Origin of the sequence: Nonomuraea sp. NPDC050022 (genome assembly GCF_044460705.1) — a bacterium.
In the GTDB taxonomy this organism is placed as follows: Bacteria; Actinomycetota; Actinomycetes; order Streptosporangiales; family Streptosporangiaceae; genus Nonomuraea.
Genome location: NZ_JBITKE010000011.1, coordinates 339,540 through 353,926, shown reverse-complemented (window position 1 = coordinate 353,926; position 14,387 = coordinate 339,540). Strand labels below are relative to the sequence as shown.

The following is a 14,387-nucleotide window of genomic DNA, read 5'->3' as shown; positions in this document are numbered from 1 at the left end:
CTACGTGGCCGGTAGTTCGCTGTACGGGTTGACGCCGTCGTACTGGACCTCCAGGTGACGCGGACCCCGCAGGGTGGAGCTCGGGCGGTAGGGCGGCGGGTCGGTGACCAGGCGGGGGTTCACCAGCCGCCGCGCGAGCTCGCGGAGCGCGATCTGGGCTTCCAGGCGCGCCAGCGGAGCGCCGAAGCAATGGTGGACGCCACCGCCGAAGCCCAGGTGCTGGATGTAGGGACGGTCGGGGTCGAAGTGGTCGGGGTCGCGCAGGTGCGCGGGGTCGCGGCTGCCCGAGGCGAGCGCGAGGATGATGGGGGAGCCCTTGGGGATGGTGACTCCCGCGATGGTGATGTCGTCGAGGGCGACCCGGTTGGGCAGGAAGTGCACCGGCGGCTCGTAGCGCAGCAGCTCCTCGATGGTGTGGATGGCAAGGTCCGGCTCCTTGCGCAGCCGTTCCAGCAGCCACGGGTTGCGCAGCATGGTGAGCATGCCGTTGGCGATGAGGTTGACCGTGGTCTCGTGGCCGGCGATCAGCAACAGCGCGCCGGTCCCGATCACCTCGTGCTGCGACATCGTCCCGTCGGGGCCCTCGTCGGTGATCAGCCCGGACAGGATGTCGTCGCCCGGGTTCTCGCGGTGGGCATCGGTCAGCTCGGACAGGTACTCGCCCAGCGTGAGCAGCGTGGCCTGGCGTTTCTTGATCCGCTCCGCCATGTCGCCCTCACCGGGGCCGAGGTTCTCCACGAGCTCGTCCGCCCATTGGCGGAAGCGGGGTTCGTCCTCCAGCGGCACGCCGAGCAGGCGGCAGATCACCGTGACCGGGAACGGGTAGGCGAAGTCGTCGACGATGTCGGCCTGTGTCCGGTCCGCGAGGCCGTCGATCAACTCCGTCACGATCTGGAGCAGCTCGCCGCGCAGGCTGTCGACCTTGCGCGGCGAATGCGGCGGCCCGAAATGGCGCATCGTCAGCCGCCGGAGCCGGTCGTGCTCGGGCGGATCGGTGGAGATGAAGGAGGGCAACTGCCCCCCGCCGAGGGACGGATCAGCGAGGTTGCGGCGATCGGAGCTGACCCGCGGGTCGTGCAGCAGCGCCACGATCTCCTCGTACGTGCTGACGACGTAGCTGCCGTCCTCCTGCCGCGCGACAGGCGTCTTGCGCAGTTCGGCGTACAGCGGATACGGGTCGGCCCGGTTGGAGAACTGGAGAATCTGCTGGTAGCTGCTTGCCGGCTCCACGAAATGCCTCCCTTGGACGCGTGGTTCGAGATGGTCTTACCGCTGAGGGCGTACGAGCGTGACGCGGCGTTCGCCCGGATCGTGGCCGGTCACCACCACGGTCGCTCCTTCGGCGGGCTTGATCCGCTCCGGCACTTCGGCCGGAACGGGCCGTGATCCGTCGAGCCGGTCGACCGTGCGGAAGTCAGGGGGGAACGGCGCGGCCTGCTCGATCAGGCGCCGGTAGAAGTCCAGCCACATCCCGTGGTCGAAGGTGACCGCGGCGGTGATCCTGCCCCGGTAGCCGTAGACGGCGACGAACCGCCGCTCGGCCAGCGAACCCTGCGCGATCATGACCTCGTCGGCGAAGCTCGGCACACCGACCGACTTGATGTTGACGCCGAACTGGTTGGACCAGAAGACCGGCAGCGACAGATGCGGCCAGCGATGCGCCTGGTCGCTGATCATGTTGTGCGCCGCGACCTCGGCCTGGGCGACGGCGTTGCCCCAGTGCTCCAGCGCGAGGAACTGGTAGTGGAAGACCGGGTGCGGGAAGCGGGCCACATCACCGGCGACGAACACGTTGTCGGTGACCACGCCGTTGACGTCGAAGGCCCGGCAGCCCGCGTCGGTGGCGATCCCCCACACCCCGCACGCCAGCCCGGACCCCTCCAGCCATTCGATGTTGCGGACCGCGCCGAGCGCGACCACCGCCACGTCGGCCTCCACGGTGCTGCCGTCGGACAGCCGGGCGCCGCGCAGCCGTCCCTCCGCGTCCCCTTCCAGCTCCGCCACCGTGACCTTGCAGCGCAGGTCGACACCGGCCGCGCGCTGCATGTCCGCCGCGACCGCGCCGATCACGCCGCCCAGCGCGCCGCGCAGCGGAACGGGCCCGTGGTCGACGAGGGTCACCGGCAGGCCCATCTCGCGGCAGACCGACGCGACCTCCGACCCGGTGAATCCGCCCCCGATGATCAGCACCCTGCCGACGCCGGCGGCCAGCCGCTCCCGCAGGCGCCTGGCCTCGTCGAGCGTGCGCAGGACGTACACGCCGTCGAGCGCGGCCTCCGTCTCCTTCGGCCACGGCCGGGCCCGCGCGCCGGTGGCGATCAGGACCTTGTCGAAGCCGATCTCCCCGCCGTCGGCGAGCCGTACTTTCTGGGCGGACAGGTCCAGCCCGGTCGCCCTGGTCTCCGGCAGCCAGTTGACATCGACCTCGCGCAGCTGGGGGAGCAGGGTGCGCTCGGCGGGCACCTTGCCGGTCAGGACCTGCTTGGACAGCGGCGGCCGGTCGTACGGCTGGTACGGCTCGTCCCCGATCAGGGTCAGCGAGCCCGTGAAGCCGTCTCTGCGCAGCACTCCGGCGGCCCGCCCGCCGGCCAGGGAGGCGCCGACGATGACGATGCGGCCCTGGCGTTTGAACGCCTCGCTGTCGCCCGTGGGGGAGGGGCCCAACTCCGGCCGCATGGTTCTGTGCTGGGTGGTCATCCGGTCGAGGTGAATGGCCTGGACCGGGCATGCCGCCGCTGCCTGGAGCACCCGCTCGCGCTGGTCGTCGGCCGGGCCGGTGTCGTACATGAGCGCTTCCTGGCCGTGCATCGAGAACACGTCCGGCGCCAGGAAGACGCACTGCCCGTAGCCCTGGCAGCGCGTGAGATCAACGACAACTCGCACAGTAACTCTCCCCGTCGGAAACTCTCCCCGTCGGACCGGGCGGCCAGCTGCCGCCAAGCCGCCCTTTTCACGACTTACCCGACGCCACATAGCTGATTTGGCGCTAAGGGTCATTTGTTGGGCAGGTCTGCGGAGATCATCCGGGGATGGGCGGCGATCAGGAAGCAGCCCACGATCAGGACCCAGACGGGAAAGACGATCTCCGACCAGGCGACGTGGCTGACGACCAGGAGGAGCACCAGCCCGATGAGATAGCCGAGCCAGGACAGCCACCGGGGGAAGATGCCGAGACGCGTCGCGATGGTCGTGGTCGTCAGGGTGAACACCGCGGCCATGCGCGGCGCGTACTCGGTCAGCAGGGCCAGGGTGAGGTGGCGCCCGTAGTGCCAGAAGGCCATGGGCCGCGACGGGTCCCGCATCGTGCCGATCGTGGCCAGAAAAGCGTCCGCCGTCGCGCCGAAGACGAAGAGCGTGGCCACGAACAGCAGGCCGGCGCCGAGGAAGACGGTCGCGAAGAACCGGTCCTCCCGCACCCCGATGGAGTCGCGTACGGCGCCCATGAACCACAGGAAGAAGATCCCCCCGAACGGCAGCAGGACCAGCGCCACCCGCAGGGCGTGATGGCCGGCGGTGTCGGCGAGGTAGGCGGCCGCGCCGATCGGCTGGTCGGGCACCGCCCTGCGCACCAGGATCATGGCGCCGCCCAGCGGCAGCGCGGCGAGGATCCCCGCGGCTCCCGCGGCGCGCGGCGTCCGCAACGCTCTCGCCGGCGATCCGGCAATGCCCTGCATGGAGCCCTTCCTCCCACGACGCCGAAGCCTGTACAGCCTGTACGACGCTACGTGTCCAGCCGATACGCTCGGTAATCATCGTGGCGTGGTACGAAGCGGGCGCGTCGCGATGGTTAGGTGTGTCCTGTGACCCTTGATCGTGATTCCGAGATCGCCGATGTGCTCCGTACGATGGCCGAGAAGATCGCGGCCGGAGCGCCCGCGGGATGGCGGCGGGCCGAGCTGCAGGGGTTCGCGACCGGCCCGGACGGGTCCGGCCACCGCGGACTGAGGGTCGAGCCCGGCGAGGCGGATGACATCGACCTGCACGCGGAGATGTGCGAGATCTACACCCTGGCCGGGGCGAGCGGCGACCACCTCGCCATCGAGCTGGTGGTCGAGGCCAAGGGCCGGTTCGAAGCGGTGGTCAGCGAGTCGCTGGACCGCGTGGATCACGGCGAGCACGGCTTCCTGTACGTCCTCGATCGGGGCGTGCTGCCGCCCGAGCCCGCGGAGTTCCAGCGGGGCCGGCCGGATGCCGCCCCGGCGGGAGATCCGAAGGAGGTCGTCGCGCTGCTCGGCGCGTACTTACGCGAGCGTGACCGGGTCCTGGGCGGTCCCGGCACGGACAAGTACGCCCCGCCCCCCGCGCTCCCCGAAGCGCGCCGCGCCTGGCTGGAGGCCCAGCTCCGGGTCCGGTACGGCGTGACGCTCCCCGAGGACCTGCGCGCCCTTTACGCGCTGGTCGACGGCGACGGCGGTGAGGGCCTCCTGGACCGGCACCCCTGGTTCGGCCTCGAACTGCTGGAGGACCAGAGCCGCCCGGAGAACCGCTGGTGGGCGGTCGGCCGTAGCTGGAGCCACCAGCCGTTCATCACCGGCGTGGGCCCCTCGCTGGCGATGCGGCGGGCCTCGGACCACCCGTGCTGGATCCCGTTCGCCACCAGCACCGGGGGCGACTTCCTGGCGGTGGACCTGGCGCCCGGCCCGGACGGGCGGCCGGGCCAGGTCATCCGCATGGGCACGCACCATGACGAAGGACCTGTCTATGTCGCCGACTCCGTGACCAGCCTGCTGCGGCGGCACGTCACCGCCTTGCAGGCCGGCGCCTACGCGGTCGAGAACGGCGAGTTGTGGATCGACCTGGGCGACATGAAGGAGCCGAACCGGCACGCCCACGAGCAGACCCGTTCGCTGACGGTCGCCGGCCCCGACGCGGCCACCATCCGGGGCTGGGAGCCGCGGATCCAGCGCCTGTCGGTGCTCAACGCACCCTGGGTCGACTTCGGGCCCGTGCGCGGGGCGCCGGTGCTGTGGCAGGTGAAGGTGGACAACTGCCCGGGCGCGGACCTGACCCCGCTGCGCGACACTCCGGTGGAACTGCTCGACCTGGCCATGGACGGGATCGACCTGGCGCCCCTGGCGGGCCACGTCACGCTGCGGTCGCTGACCCTGCGCACCGAGCGGCCCGTGGACCTGACCCCGCTGCTGTCCTGCCCGCGGTTGTACGCGCTGGACCTGTCCCGCGCCGCCGTGGGCGACCTCGGCGTGCTGAGCGAGCTGAAGGGCCTGCTCTACCTCAACCTGCGCCGGGGGCAGTGGGCGGAGCTGCTGGAGCGGGGCGGTCTCCCGGCGGGGCTGGCGGCGGCCGGGCTCGCCGCCGAGCCGCGCCGGGAGAAGACCTGGTGGTGGTCGGTCGACCGGGCCTACCACGCCCCGGAGCCGTCGCTGAAAACGGCGGTCAGATGGGCGAGCGACCTGGCCGGGGAGGCGGCGGACGTACGGGTCTTCACGGGCCGCTTCCCCCGGCGGCGGCGCTGAGACTCGCGCGGGTCAGCCTCGGGTGGAGATCAGCCGCAAGGCGAGGTCGTGCTGCTCCTGTGACGGCGGCCGGGTCCACGTGATGCCGGGGCGTCGCTCGGTGAGCATCCGCGCCAGTGCGGCGGACATGACGTCCACGGGCTGGGCGTGCGGCATGCGCGGGCGAAGCTCCTGGTAATCGGCGAGCACCCGGCTGTAGTCGTACATCAGCGTGTTGGTGAAGCGGCTCTGCTCGCCGTCGGCGCGCTCGAGCCCCGCGACGAACTCGGGCTCCGGCTCCTCGATCACCGCCTTGTAGACGTCGAGGCGGTTGCGGATCTCGCCGGGCGAGGCGTGGCTGTGCGCTTCGTCGTACATTCTCCGCACATGCGCCGGTACCTCGGTGAGCACCGTGAGCATGCCGTAGCCGGCGTCCTCGTTCCCATAGCCGCCGACGCCCCCGTCGACGCCCTGTGCGTGCGTGGCCATGCCCATCTCGCGGGTGAAGTCGTACTTGTCCAGGCCGTCGACGGGCTCCTCCATCCACTCGTCGTCGATGTAGAGCACACCGTCGATCTCCGCCTCCGCGGCGCGGCCGATCAGGTGCCGTACGGCGCCCGCCGGATCCGCCAGCGCCCCCGGGCCCATCGCGGCGAACTGCTCGGTGAGGAGGAACAGCGAGACCATCATCTGCGGGTTGTAGACGTGCAGCGCCCCCGCCTCCCGGTGCGGGAAGACGGTCCGCTCCTCGTCGTAGGCCTCCAGCCCGGCCATGAAGGCCCGCTCCTGCTCCTCGGTGAGGACGAGCTCCCAGGCCCACGTACGCTCGACGTGGAACTTGTAGAAGTCCTCACCTCTGAGCGGGTCGCGGAACTTCCACCACAGCGCGACGCCGACGATCAGCGCGACGATCACGCCCAGTGCGATCAACATCTAGATCCCCCACTTCCTGACATATCCCGTTTCCTGATGTCAAGCACAGAGCGGGAAGCCTAGCGGTGAGGGTCCGCCGGAGCATTGGAAACGATCAAACGCGGGTCCTAGACCCGGATGACCCGGATGCCGGCGTCCGCGAATCCGGCGGTCAGCTCCGGCGCGGCCGTGGAGTCCGTCACCAGGACGTTGATCCTGCTCAGCGGGCAGACCAGGGCGAACGCCCGGCGGCCCAGCTTCGAGCCTTCGGCCACCACGATCACCTGGCGGGCCTTGGTGGCCATCAGCCGGTTGACGGCGGCCTCGCCCTCGCCATGGGCGCTGGCGCCGTGCTTGACGTCGAGCGCGTCGACGCCCAGCACCACCACGTCGAGCGCGACGTCGGCCAGCATGCCCGTCGCCACCGGGCCCACCAGCTCGTACGATTCGGCGCGGGCGGAGCCGCCCGTGGTGAGCACGTGCAGATGCGGCCGCACGGCCAGCTCGTGGGCGATGTTCAGGGCGTTGGTCACCACGGTGAACGCCGGGCCGCGGCGGCCGGAGGGCGGGTCGGGGCGGTTGGCCAGCACCCTGGCCACCTCCGTCGTCGTGGTGCCGCCGTTGAGCCCGACCGTCGCCCCCACCGGCACCAGGGCCGCCGCGGCGGCGGCGATGCGCTGGTTGTCCGGCGCGTGCTGGGCGACCTTGTAGCGCTGCGGCAGGTCGTAGGAGACGCTGTGCGCGATGACGCCGCCCCTGGTCCTGGTCAGCAACTGCTGGTCGGCGAGTTCGTCGAAGTCGCGCCTGATCGTGGCCGCGGACACGCCGAGCTTGCGCGCCGTCTCCGACACGTTCAGGCGGCCGGCCTCGGCGACGAGCTCTAACAGCATGTTCCAGCGTTCGTACCGGTTCACCGTCTAATCATGCCCGAAACCCGGCTGAAGCTCTTATCTGTCGGTTTTATGGGAAAATACTCGCCAAATGCTACGGACATCCACAGTCGTGCTCCCCGTGTCCCCGCTGGGTCCGGAGAACCCGCTGCCGCCGCTGCGCACGCTCCCCGATCCGCGTGGCGGGCTGAGGACGGCCGCCGCCGACGCCGAGATGGCGGCCCAGCTGGCTTATGGGCACGCCGAATCGCTCCTGCCGTACACCTTCCAGGACGGCTACGGCCGCGAGCGGGAGGAGCGGGAGCTGAAGACGGCGGTGCTGGAGAACGAGCTGCTGCGCGCGGAGTTCCTGCTGGAGTACGGCGGGCGGCTGCGCTCGCTGGTGCACCTGCCGACCGGGCGCGAGCTCCTGCACAAGCCGCCCCACCTGCAGCTGGCCAACCTCGGGCTGCGCAACGCGTGGTTCGCGGGGGGAGTGGAGTGGAACCTCGGCACGTTCGGGCACACCGCGCTGGCCTGCGCGCCCGTCCACGCCGTCCGGGTGGCGGGGCCTGACGGGGTGCCGGTGCTGCGGATGTACGAGTGGGAACGGATGCGGCGGCTGGTCTACCAGCTTGATGTCCACCTGCCGCCCGGCTCTCCGGTGCTCCTCGTCCACGTCCGGATTTATAACCCTTCAGCGGTGGATGCCCCGGTCTACTGGTGGTCGAACGCGGCGGTGCCGCAGACGCCGGGCAGCCGGGTGCTGGCGCCGGCGCGCCAGGCGTACCACTTCTCCTATGACGGGATGCTGCGCCGGGTGCCGGTGCCGCGCTGGCGCGAGGCCGACCAGTCCTACCCGGCCCGCAACGAGCAGGCCGCCGACTTCTTCTACGAGCTGCCGCGCGGCGAACGCCGCTGGATCGCCGCCCTCGACGCGGACGGCGGCGGGCTCGCGCAGGTCTCCACCGACCTGCTGCGCGGCCGCAAGCACTTCCGCTGGGGCACCGGCGCGGCGGGCCGCAACTGGCAGGACTGGCTGTCCGGCCCCGACCGGCCGTACCTGGAGATCCAGGCGGGCCTGACCCGCACCCAGCTGGAGCACGTACGCCTGCCCGCCCGCTCCGCCCTGTCCTGGACCGAGGCGTACGGCCTGCTCCAGGCCGACCCCGCGCGATCCCACGGCCCCTGGCCCGAGGCGCTCGGCCACGTGAGCCGGGCCGTGGACCGGCTGATCTCCCGCGACCGCCTCCAAGCCGCGCACGAGCAGGCCGTAGAGCTGGCCTCGGCGGTGCCCGTGGAGGTCCTGCACGTCGGCAGCGGCTGGGGCGCGCTGGAGCGCCGGGCCCTGGCCAAGCGGCGCAGCCGGGCGCTCAACCTGCCCGGCACGCCGTTCGCCGACTGGACGATCGGACGCGACCAGCAGTCGTGGCTCGCCCTGGTGCGCAAGGGCTCGATCCCCACACCCGCCCCCGCCCTGCCGCCGTCCTCCTACACCGTCGGCCCCGAGTGGCGCGCGCTGCTGGAGAAGTCGGTCGAGGAGTCGGGCGGCACCTGGTTCACCCTGCTCCACCTGGGCGTGAACCTCTATCACGACGGCGACCACGACGGTGCACGGGCCGCCTGGGAACGCTCCCTGGCCTGCGCCGAGAACGCGTGGGCCCTGCGGAACCTGGCCGTCCTCGCCCCGTCGCGCGCCGCCGACCTGTACGAGCGGGCGCACGCGCTGTCGCCGCGGCTGCGCCCCCTCACCATCGAGACCCTCGCCGCTCTGCTCGCCGCCGGCCGCCCGGACGAGGCCCTGGTCCTGATCGACAAACTCGGCCCGAAGGACCGCTGGCACGGCCGGATCCGTCTCCTGGAGTGCCGCGCGGCCCTGGACACGGGCGATGTCGGCCGGGCCGGGCGGGTGCTGGAGACGGGGCTGGTGGTGGACGACCTGCGGGAGGGGGAGGACACGCTGGACGAGCTGTGGTGGGACTATCACGAACGGCTCAATCCGACGGGGCGGGCGCGGGCGCGGGCGGAGAATCCGCTGCCCTGCCGGTATGACTACAGCGTCAAGCAGTATTAGGGGCGAAGATCTCGTCGAGGGTTTTCGCGGTGCAGGCGCGGTTTATCCATTGAGTCAGCTGGTCGTGGTCTGTGCATTGGGTGATGCGGTCGCGGACGTCTTGAGGGACGGTGATCTCGTGTATGTCGAGCACTTTGACCACAGCCTCGGCCATGGCTTTGATCAGGCGTTCATCATGATTTCCGACAATCCCGTCGATGTAACCTTCGACGTATCCTCTGCTGAAGTGCGCTTTGGCGAAGGGGCTGTATACCGGCCATTCCATGGACGACATAAGATTCCTGAAATAGGCGCCGGGCCCCGATCGAGGCCCGGCGGAAGCGTATGCGGTGTTAAGCGGTGTAAGGCAGAGCTCATCTGAAGACGTCGTCGATGGATGCCGCGCTGGCTGCTCGGACGATCCACTCTTCCATTTGGTCGGGGTCTTTGCATTCGGCAATGCGGTCGTGGGCGTCCTGGGGGACGCTGATGGCGCGCGCTTTGAGGATCTTGATCAGTGCGGTAGCTTCGCCTTTGCTGACAAGCCCTCGGAGGATGGGGCTCTGTAGGGGCCAAAGGTCAAGCGACATGATCTCCTCCATAATGCGCCGGGTGGCGAGCGAAGCCAGTCTGTATGCGTATTCATAGTACTGCAGAGAGTCACCGTCGGGGAGCTTGTTCAGGGCCGTCATGTAGGCCTCTGTCACGGTTCGCTGCTGACCGTGCATCATCACGGACATGGCGGCGAGTTCGAGGCAGTCCGCGGCTTGGACGTGATCGGTGATAGCGGGGACTTGGTCCGGCCCGAAGGCTTGGGGCTGGAGGACGAAGCCGGGCAGGCTGGTGACGATCGGCTCCGCCGCCCACGTCGCGACCCGGGTGTCGGGGCAGAGGGCCAGCACTACTACCGGACATTTCAGCTGCAGCCAAAGCGCAGCCGCATAGCGGGCCCAGGCTGTGCGTTTGTGTTCCTTGGTGTCCTGCTGGATCTCGACGATGACCCCGAAGATCGGGTCCTGGCGCGGCCCTACGGTGATCACCGTGTCTGCCTGGAAGTCCAGGGACGGGCGGTCATTGAAGTCGTTTCCGGCGACCTCTATCAGTACGTCCGGGGGCAGATCGACGTCGAAGACATCCCGGAGGATCTCGACGGCGAATGCCGGACGGTTGCGGAAGAGCGCATTGAGTGTGTCATGCGCGGGGGATGGCATGTCACGGAACGGTATCAGTCATGTACAGTGCGTGATCAAGCTTTGGTCAACTTGCGGAAAAGACCGCCTCGCCGCGCTTGCCGTACCAGGCGCTCCAGGCCGCGATGAGCGCGAGGGTGCCGAGCAGTAGCGCCGTCGACAGGCCGGCCATCACGTCCACCGGCAGCAGATAGATGAGCGGGAGCCGGATCGCCGACTCGATGAGGAAGGCCGCCGCCCAGGTCAGGGTCATGACGTAGTAGACGCGGCGGAACGCGGGCTCGGTCAGATAGAGAGCGTCCCAGCGGGCGGAGGTGGTGGCGTCCCCGGCGCCGAAGCGTTTGGCTAAGGGGAAGGCGGCGGGGCGCCCCGTCACGCAGGTGGCGACGAGGATGGCGGCGATGACGGCCGTGGTGATCGACTTGACCGCCAGCATGAGGCGCTCGTCCCCGGTGGCGAAGGACAGGACCAGGCCGAGGCCGAAGATCAGGCACATGAACGCCGCGTATCCGTCCAGGCGGCGTTCTCTGACGCCGACATAGGCGGTGCGCAGGAGGCCGACGGCCGTGGCCGAGAGCAGGGCGGCGTACTCGCCCACGTTCAGCGCGCGCAGCAGGTAGCAGGCGACGACGCAGGGGAGCACGTCCCACAGCGCCACCTTGAGCACGGAGCGGTTCATGCGAAGACTCCTTAATGCGAATATTTTCGCTTCAGGGTAACCACGGCGAGAGCGTTAACGCAAGAGAATTCGCGTTAAGTTGGGTTGCATGGAACCAGTACGCAGGCCGGGCGGCCGCAGCGCGAGAGTCCGCACGGCGGTGCATGAAGCCGTCCTCGACCTGCTGAGGAAGGAGGATTGGGACAGCCTGAGCCTCGCCCGGGTGGCGGAACGCTCCGGGGTGCACCAGGCGACCCTCTACCGGCGCTGGGGCACGCTCGGCGCGCTCATATCGACGACGTGGTGACCGAGCGGCTTTCGCAGGGGTCACCGGTGCCCGACACGGGCATGCGCGGCGACCTGGAGGCCTACGCCGTCCAGGTCGCGGCGGACGTGGCGGGGCCGCTGGGGCCTCTTTACGTCAGGGCCGCCCAGGTCGGCACTCGCGTCCCGGACGACGACCAGCCGTACTTGACGGACCGGGCCGTGCAGCTCCAGGGCATGCTGGAGCGGGCGGCGGCGCGCGGCGAGAGCCCGCCGACGCTGCTGGAGCTGATGGAGGTGGTGATCGCGCCGCTCTACTACCACGCGATCTTCTTCAACCGTCCGGTCGGCGCCGGCCACGCCAGGACGCTGGTCGACCGGTTGCTCAGCCTGCCCCGGTGAAGGTAGCGGTCCCGGTGAGGGTCAGCGGTCGACGATCTCGTTCTTGCCGATGACCACGATCCCGCCCCTGGTCAGCGCGAAGCGGGTGCGGTCGTAGTCCAGGTCGAAGCCGATCCGCGCGCCGTCGGGGATCACCACGTTCTTGTCGATGATCGCCTTGCGGACGATCGCGCCCCTGCCGACCTTGACGTTCTCCATCAGCACCGAGTCCTCGACCAGCGAGTGCGAGTGCAGCACGACCCTGGGCGACAGGATCGACCTGTTCGCCGTGCCGCCGGACACGATGACGCCCGGGGACACCAGGGAGTCGATCGCCCGGCCCACCCGGTCGCCGTCGTTGTGCACGAACTTGGCCGGCGGCAGCGGGTCGTGGCCGGTGTGGATCGGCCACTTGTCGTTGTAGAGGTTGAAGATCGGGTGCGCCGAGATGAGGTCCATGTGCGCCTCGTAGTAGGCGTCGAGCGTGCCCACGTCGCGCCAGTAGCCGCGGTCGCGCTCGCTCGAACCCGGCACCACGTTGTTCGCGAAGTCGTAGACGTCCGCCCCGCCGGACTTGACGAGCATCGGGATGATGTTGCCGCCCAGGTCGTGCTTGCTCGTGGGGTCGAGGGCGTCCTCCCGCAGCGCGTCGATCATCGCCTGGGTCTTGAAGACGTAGTTGCCCATCGAGGCGTACACCTCGTCGGGGGAGTCGGCGAGCCCCACCGCGTCCTTCGGCTTCTCCCGGAACGCGACGATCCGCCGCCCTTGCGGATCGGTCTCGATGACGCCGAACTGGTCGGCCAGCGACAGCGGCTGCCGGATCGCCGCCACCGTCACGTCCGCGCCGGAGTCCTCGTGCTGCTCGACCATCTGCCGCGGGTCCATACGGTAGATGTGGTCGGCGCCGAACACGATCACGTGCTCGGGCATCTCGTCGTAGATCAGGTTCAGGTTCTGGAACAGCGCGTCGGCCGAGCCGGAGAACCACCGCGGGCCGAGCCGCTGCTGGGCGGGCACCGGGGTCACGTAGTTGCCGAGCATCGCCGTCAGCCGCCACGTACGCGAGATGTGGCGGTCGAGACTGTGATTCTTGTACTGGGTCAGTACGACGATCTGCAGGTATCCGCCGTTGGCGAGGTTGGACAGCACGAAGTCGATGAGCCGATACATTCCGCCGAACGGAACGGCCGGTTTGGCGCGATCCGCCGTGAGCGGCATGAGCCGCTTTCCCTCTCCACCTGCCAGTACGACCGCAAGAACCCTCCTGGACCTCATATCCGTGACGCTACCCTCAAAATGCCGATCTATCGACGAAACGCCCACCGAACGTAGTTCGTGCCTGGAGCTCATGGAAGATGGCGTCCCACAGCCCGCCGCTACGGCTTGTCTGGCTGTGCCCGGCGGCCCGATGGATCGTAAGGTCGTGTCATGCGCGTTGATCTGCTCACCCGGGAGTACCCGCCGGATGTGTACGGCGGTGCCGGGGTGCACATGGAATATCTGGCCAGAGAGCTGCGGCGGCTGGCCGACGTCCGGGTGCGGTGTTTCGGGGCCGCACGCGACGAGCCGGGCGTCTCCGCCTACCCCGTGCCCGCCGGGCTCGCGGACGCCAACGCGGCCCTGCAGGTGCTCGGGGTCGATCTGGAGATGGCCGCCGCGTGCGCGGGCGCCGGGGTGGTCCACTCCCACACCTGGTACGCGAACTTCGCCGGGCACGTCGCCAAGATGCTGCACGGCATCCCGCACGTCGTCACCACCCACAGCCTGGAGCCGCTCCGGCCGTGGAAGGCCGAGCAACTGGGCGGCGGCTACACCGTCTCCTCCTGGGCGGAGCGGACCGCACTGGCCGGTGCCGACGCGGTCATCGCGGTCTCGGAGGGAATGCGGCGCGACGTACTCCTCGCCTATCCCGAGATCCCGCACGAGCGGGTGAGCGTCATCCACAACGGCATCGACACCGCCCAATACGCCCCCGACCGGGGCGACGACGTGCTGAAGAAGCACGGCGTCGACCCGGCGCGGCCGTACGTCATCTTCGTCGGGCGCATCACCCGGCAGAAGGGGCTGGTCCACCTCCTGCACGCGGCACGGACCTTCGACGCCGGCGCGCAGATCGTGCTCTGCGCGGGCGCGCCCGACACGCCGGAGATCGAGGCCGAGGTGACGAGCCTGGTGCGGGAGCTCGGCCGGGAGCGCGACGGGGTCATCTGGATCTCCGAGATGCTGCCCAAGCCGGAGGTGATCCAGCTGCTCACGCACGCGTCGGTGTTCGTGTGCCCGTCGGTGTACGAGCCGATGGGGATCGTGAACCTGGAGGCGATGGCCTGCGAGACCGCCGTGGTGGCGACGGCGACCGGCGGCATTCCCGAGGTGGTGGCCGGCGGCGAGACCGGGCTGCTGGTGCCGATCGACCAGGGGATCGATGGGACGCCGCACGATCCGGAGCGGTTCGCCGCCGACTTCGCCGAGCGGGTCAACGCGCTGCTGGGGGATCCGGCGCGGGCCGCGGCGATGGGGGTGGCCGGGCGGGCCAGGGCCGTCGAGCACTTCTCGTGGGAACGCATCGCGCACCGGACCATGGAGCTCTACACCTCACTGACCTGA

Annotated in this window: 14 protein-coding genes; 5 read left to right on the top strand and 9 right to left on the bottom strand. The window is 69.8% G+C overall.

Features of this window, described 5'->3' with window-relative positions:
• From ACIBO2_RS42280 to ACIBO2_RS42270, 3 genes are all read right to left on the bottom strand, one after another.
• Complete coding sequence (locus tag ACIBO2_RS42280; protein ID WP_397303987.1) at positions 1-1,230, bottom strand: cytochrome P450; 1,230 nt, start codon at positions 1,228-1,230, stop codon at positions 1-3.
• A 36-nt stretch (positions 1,231-1,266) separates the two neighbouring features.
• Positions 1,267-2,883 (bottom strand): FAD-dependent oxidoreductase, encoded by a 1,617-nt coding sequence (locus ACIBO2_RS42275; RefSeq protein WP_397303986.1) that lies wholly within the window; start codon positions 2,881-2,883, stop codon positions 1,267-1,269.
• Between the two features lie 110 nt (positions 2,884-2,993).
• Entirely contained in the window at positions 2,994-3,674 is a 681-nt protein-coding gene (locus ACIBO2_RS42270) for a hypothetical protein (RefSeq protein ID WP_358549898.1), read from the bottom strand.
• A gap of 126 nt (positions 3,675-3,800) precedes the next feature.
• On the opposite strand from ACIBO2_RS42270, the gene ACIBO2_RS42265 reads away from it, so the two are divergent.
• Positions 3,801-5,474: an SMI1/KNR4 family protein gene (locus ACIBO2_RS42265; RefSeq protein ID WP_397303985.1), complete on the top strand. Its 1,674-nt coding sequence runs from the start codon at positions 3,801-3,803 to the stop codon at positions 5,472-5,474.
• Between the two features lie 12 nt (positions 5,475-5,486).
• Here ACIBO2_RS42265 and ACIBO2_RS42260 read toward each other — a convergent pair whose 3' ends face one another.
• On the bottom strand, positions 5,487-6,386 hold the full coding sequence (locus ACIBO2_RS42260; protein ID WP_358549902.1) for a hypothetical protein: 900 nt from the start codon (positions 6,384-6,386) through the stop codon (positions 5,487-5,489).
• Positions 6,387-6,493: 107 nt separating this feature from the next.
• Positions 6,494-7,279, bottom strand: a complete 786-nt coding sequence (locus ACIBO2_RS42255; RefSeq protein WP_358549904.1) for a DeoR/GlpR family DNA-binding transcription regulator — start codon at positions 7,277-7,279, stop codon at positions 6,494-6,496.
• A 97-nt stretch (positions 7,280-7,376) separates the two neighbouring features.
• Between ACIBO2_RS42255 and ACIBO2_RS42250 the strand changes: the two genes are divergently transcribed.
• Entirely contained in the window at positions 7,377-9,308 is a 1,932-nt protein-coding gene (locus ACIBO2_RS42250; protein ID WP_397303984.1) for a DUF5107 domain-containing protein, read from the top strand.
• Here ACIBO2_RS42250 and ACIBO2_RS42245 read toward each other — a convergent pair.
• The 3 genes from ACIBO2_RS42245 to ACIBO2_RS42235 all read right to left on the bottom strand — a co-directional run bounded on the left by ACIBO2_RS42245 (position 9,295) and on the right by ACIBO2_RS42235 (position 11,156).
• Positions 9,295-9,573 carry a hypothetical protein gene (locus tag ACIBO2_RS42245; protein ID WP_397303983.1) on the bottom strand — a complete coding sequence of 93 codons (279 nt, stop codon included), beginning with the start codon at positions 9,571-9,573 and terminating at the stop codon, positions 9,295-9,297. The genes ACIBO2_RS42250 and ACIBO2_RS42245 overlap by 14 nt on opposite strands.
• A gap of 88 nt (positions 9,574-9,661) precedes the next feature.
• Positions 9,662-10,498, bottom strand: coding sequence for a hypothetical protein (locus ACIBO2_RS42240; RefSeq protein WP_397303982.1), 837 nt, complete (start codon positions 10,496-10,498; stop codon positions 9,662-9,664).
• A gap of 46 nt (positions 10,499-10,544) precedes the next feature.
• Complete coding sequence (locus ACIBO2_RS42235; RefSeq protein ID WP_358549912.1) at positions 10,545-11,156, bottom strand: VC0807 family protein; 612 nt, start codon at positions 11,154-11,156, stop codon at positions 10,545-10,547.
• Between the two features lie 88 nt (positions 11,157-11,244).
• On the opposite strand from ACIBO2_RS42235, the gene ACIBO2_RS42230 reads away from it, so the two are divergent.
• Both ACIBO2_RS42230 and ACIBO2_RS42225 read left to right on the top strand, forming a co-directional pair.
• Entirely contained in the window at positions 11,245-11,442 is a 198-nt protein-coding gene (locus tag ACIBO2_RS42230) for a TetR family transcriptional regulator (protein WP_358549914.1), read from the top strand.
• The gene (locus ACIBO2_RS42225; protein WP_358549916.1) at positions 11,439-11,801 is read left to right on the top strand and encodes a TetR-like C-terminal domain-containing protein; all 363 of its coding nucleotides are present in this window, start codon (positions 11,439-11,441) and stop codon (positions 11,799-11,801) included. The genes ACIBO2_RS42230 and ACIBO2_RS42225 overlap by 4 nt, the downstream gene beginning before the upstream one ends.
• A 21-nt stretch (positions 11,802-11,822) precedes the next feature.
• On the opposite strand, the gene glgC is transcribed toward ACIBO2_RS42225, so the two are convergent.
• Entirely contained in the window at positions 11,823-13,058 is a 1,236-nt protein-coding gene (gene glgC, locus ACIBO2_RS42220) for a glucose-1-phosphate adenylyltransferase (protein WP_357951489.1), read from the bottom strand.
• A 153-nt stretch (positions 13,059-13,211) separates the two neighbouring features.
• Between glgC and glgA the strand changes: the two genes are divergently transcribed.
• Positions 13,212-14,387, top strand: coding sequence for a glycogen synthase (gene glgA / locus ACIBO2_RS42215; RefSeq protein ID WP_358549918.1), 1,176 nt, complete (start codon positions 13,212-13,214; stop codon positions 14,385-14,387).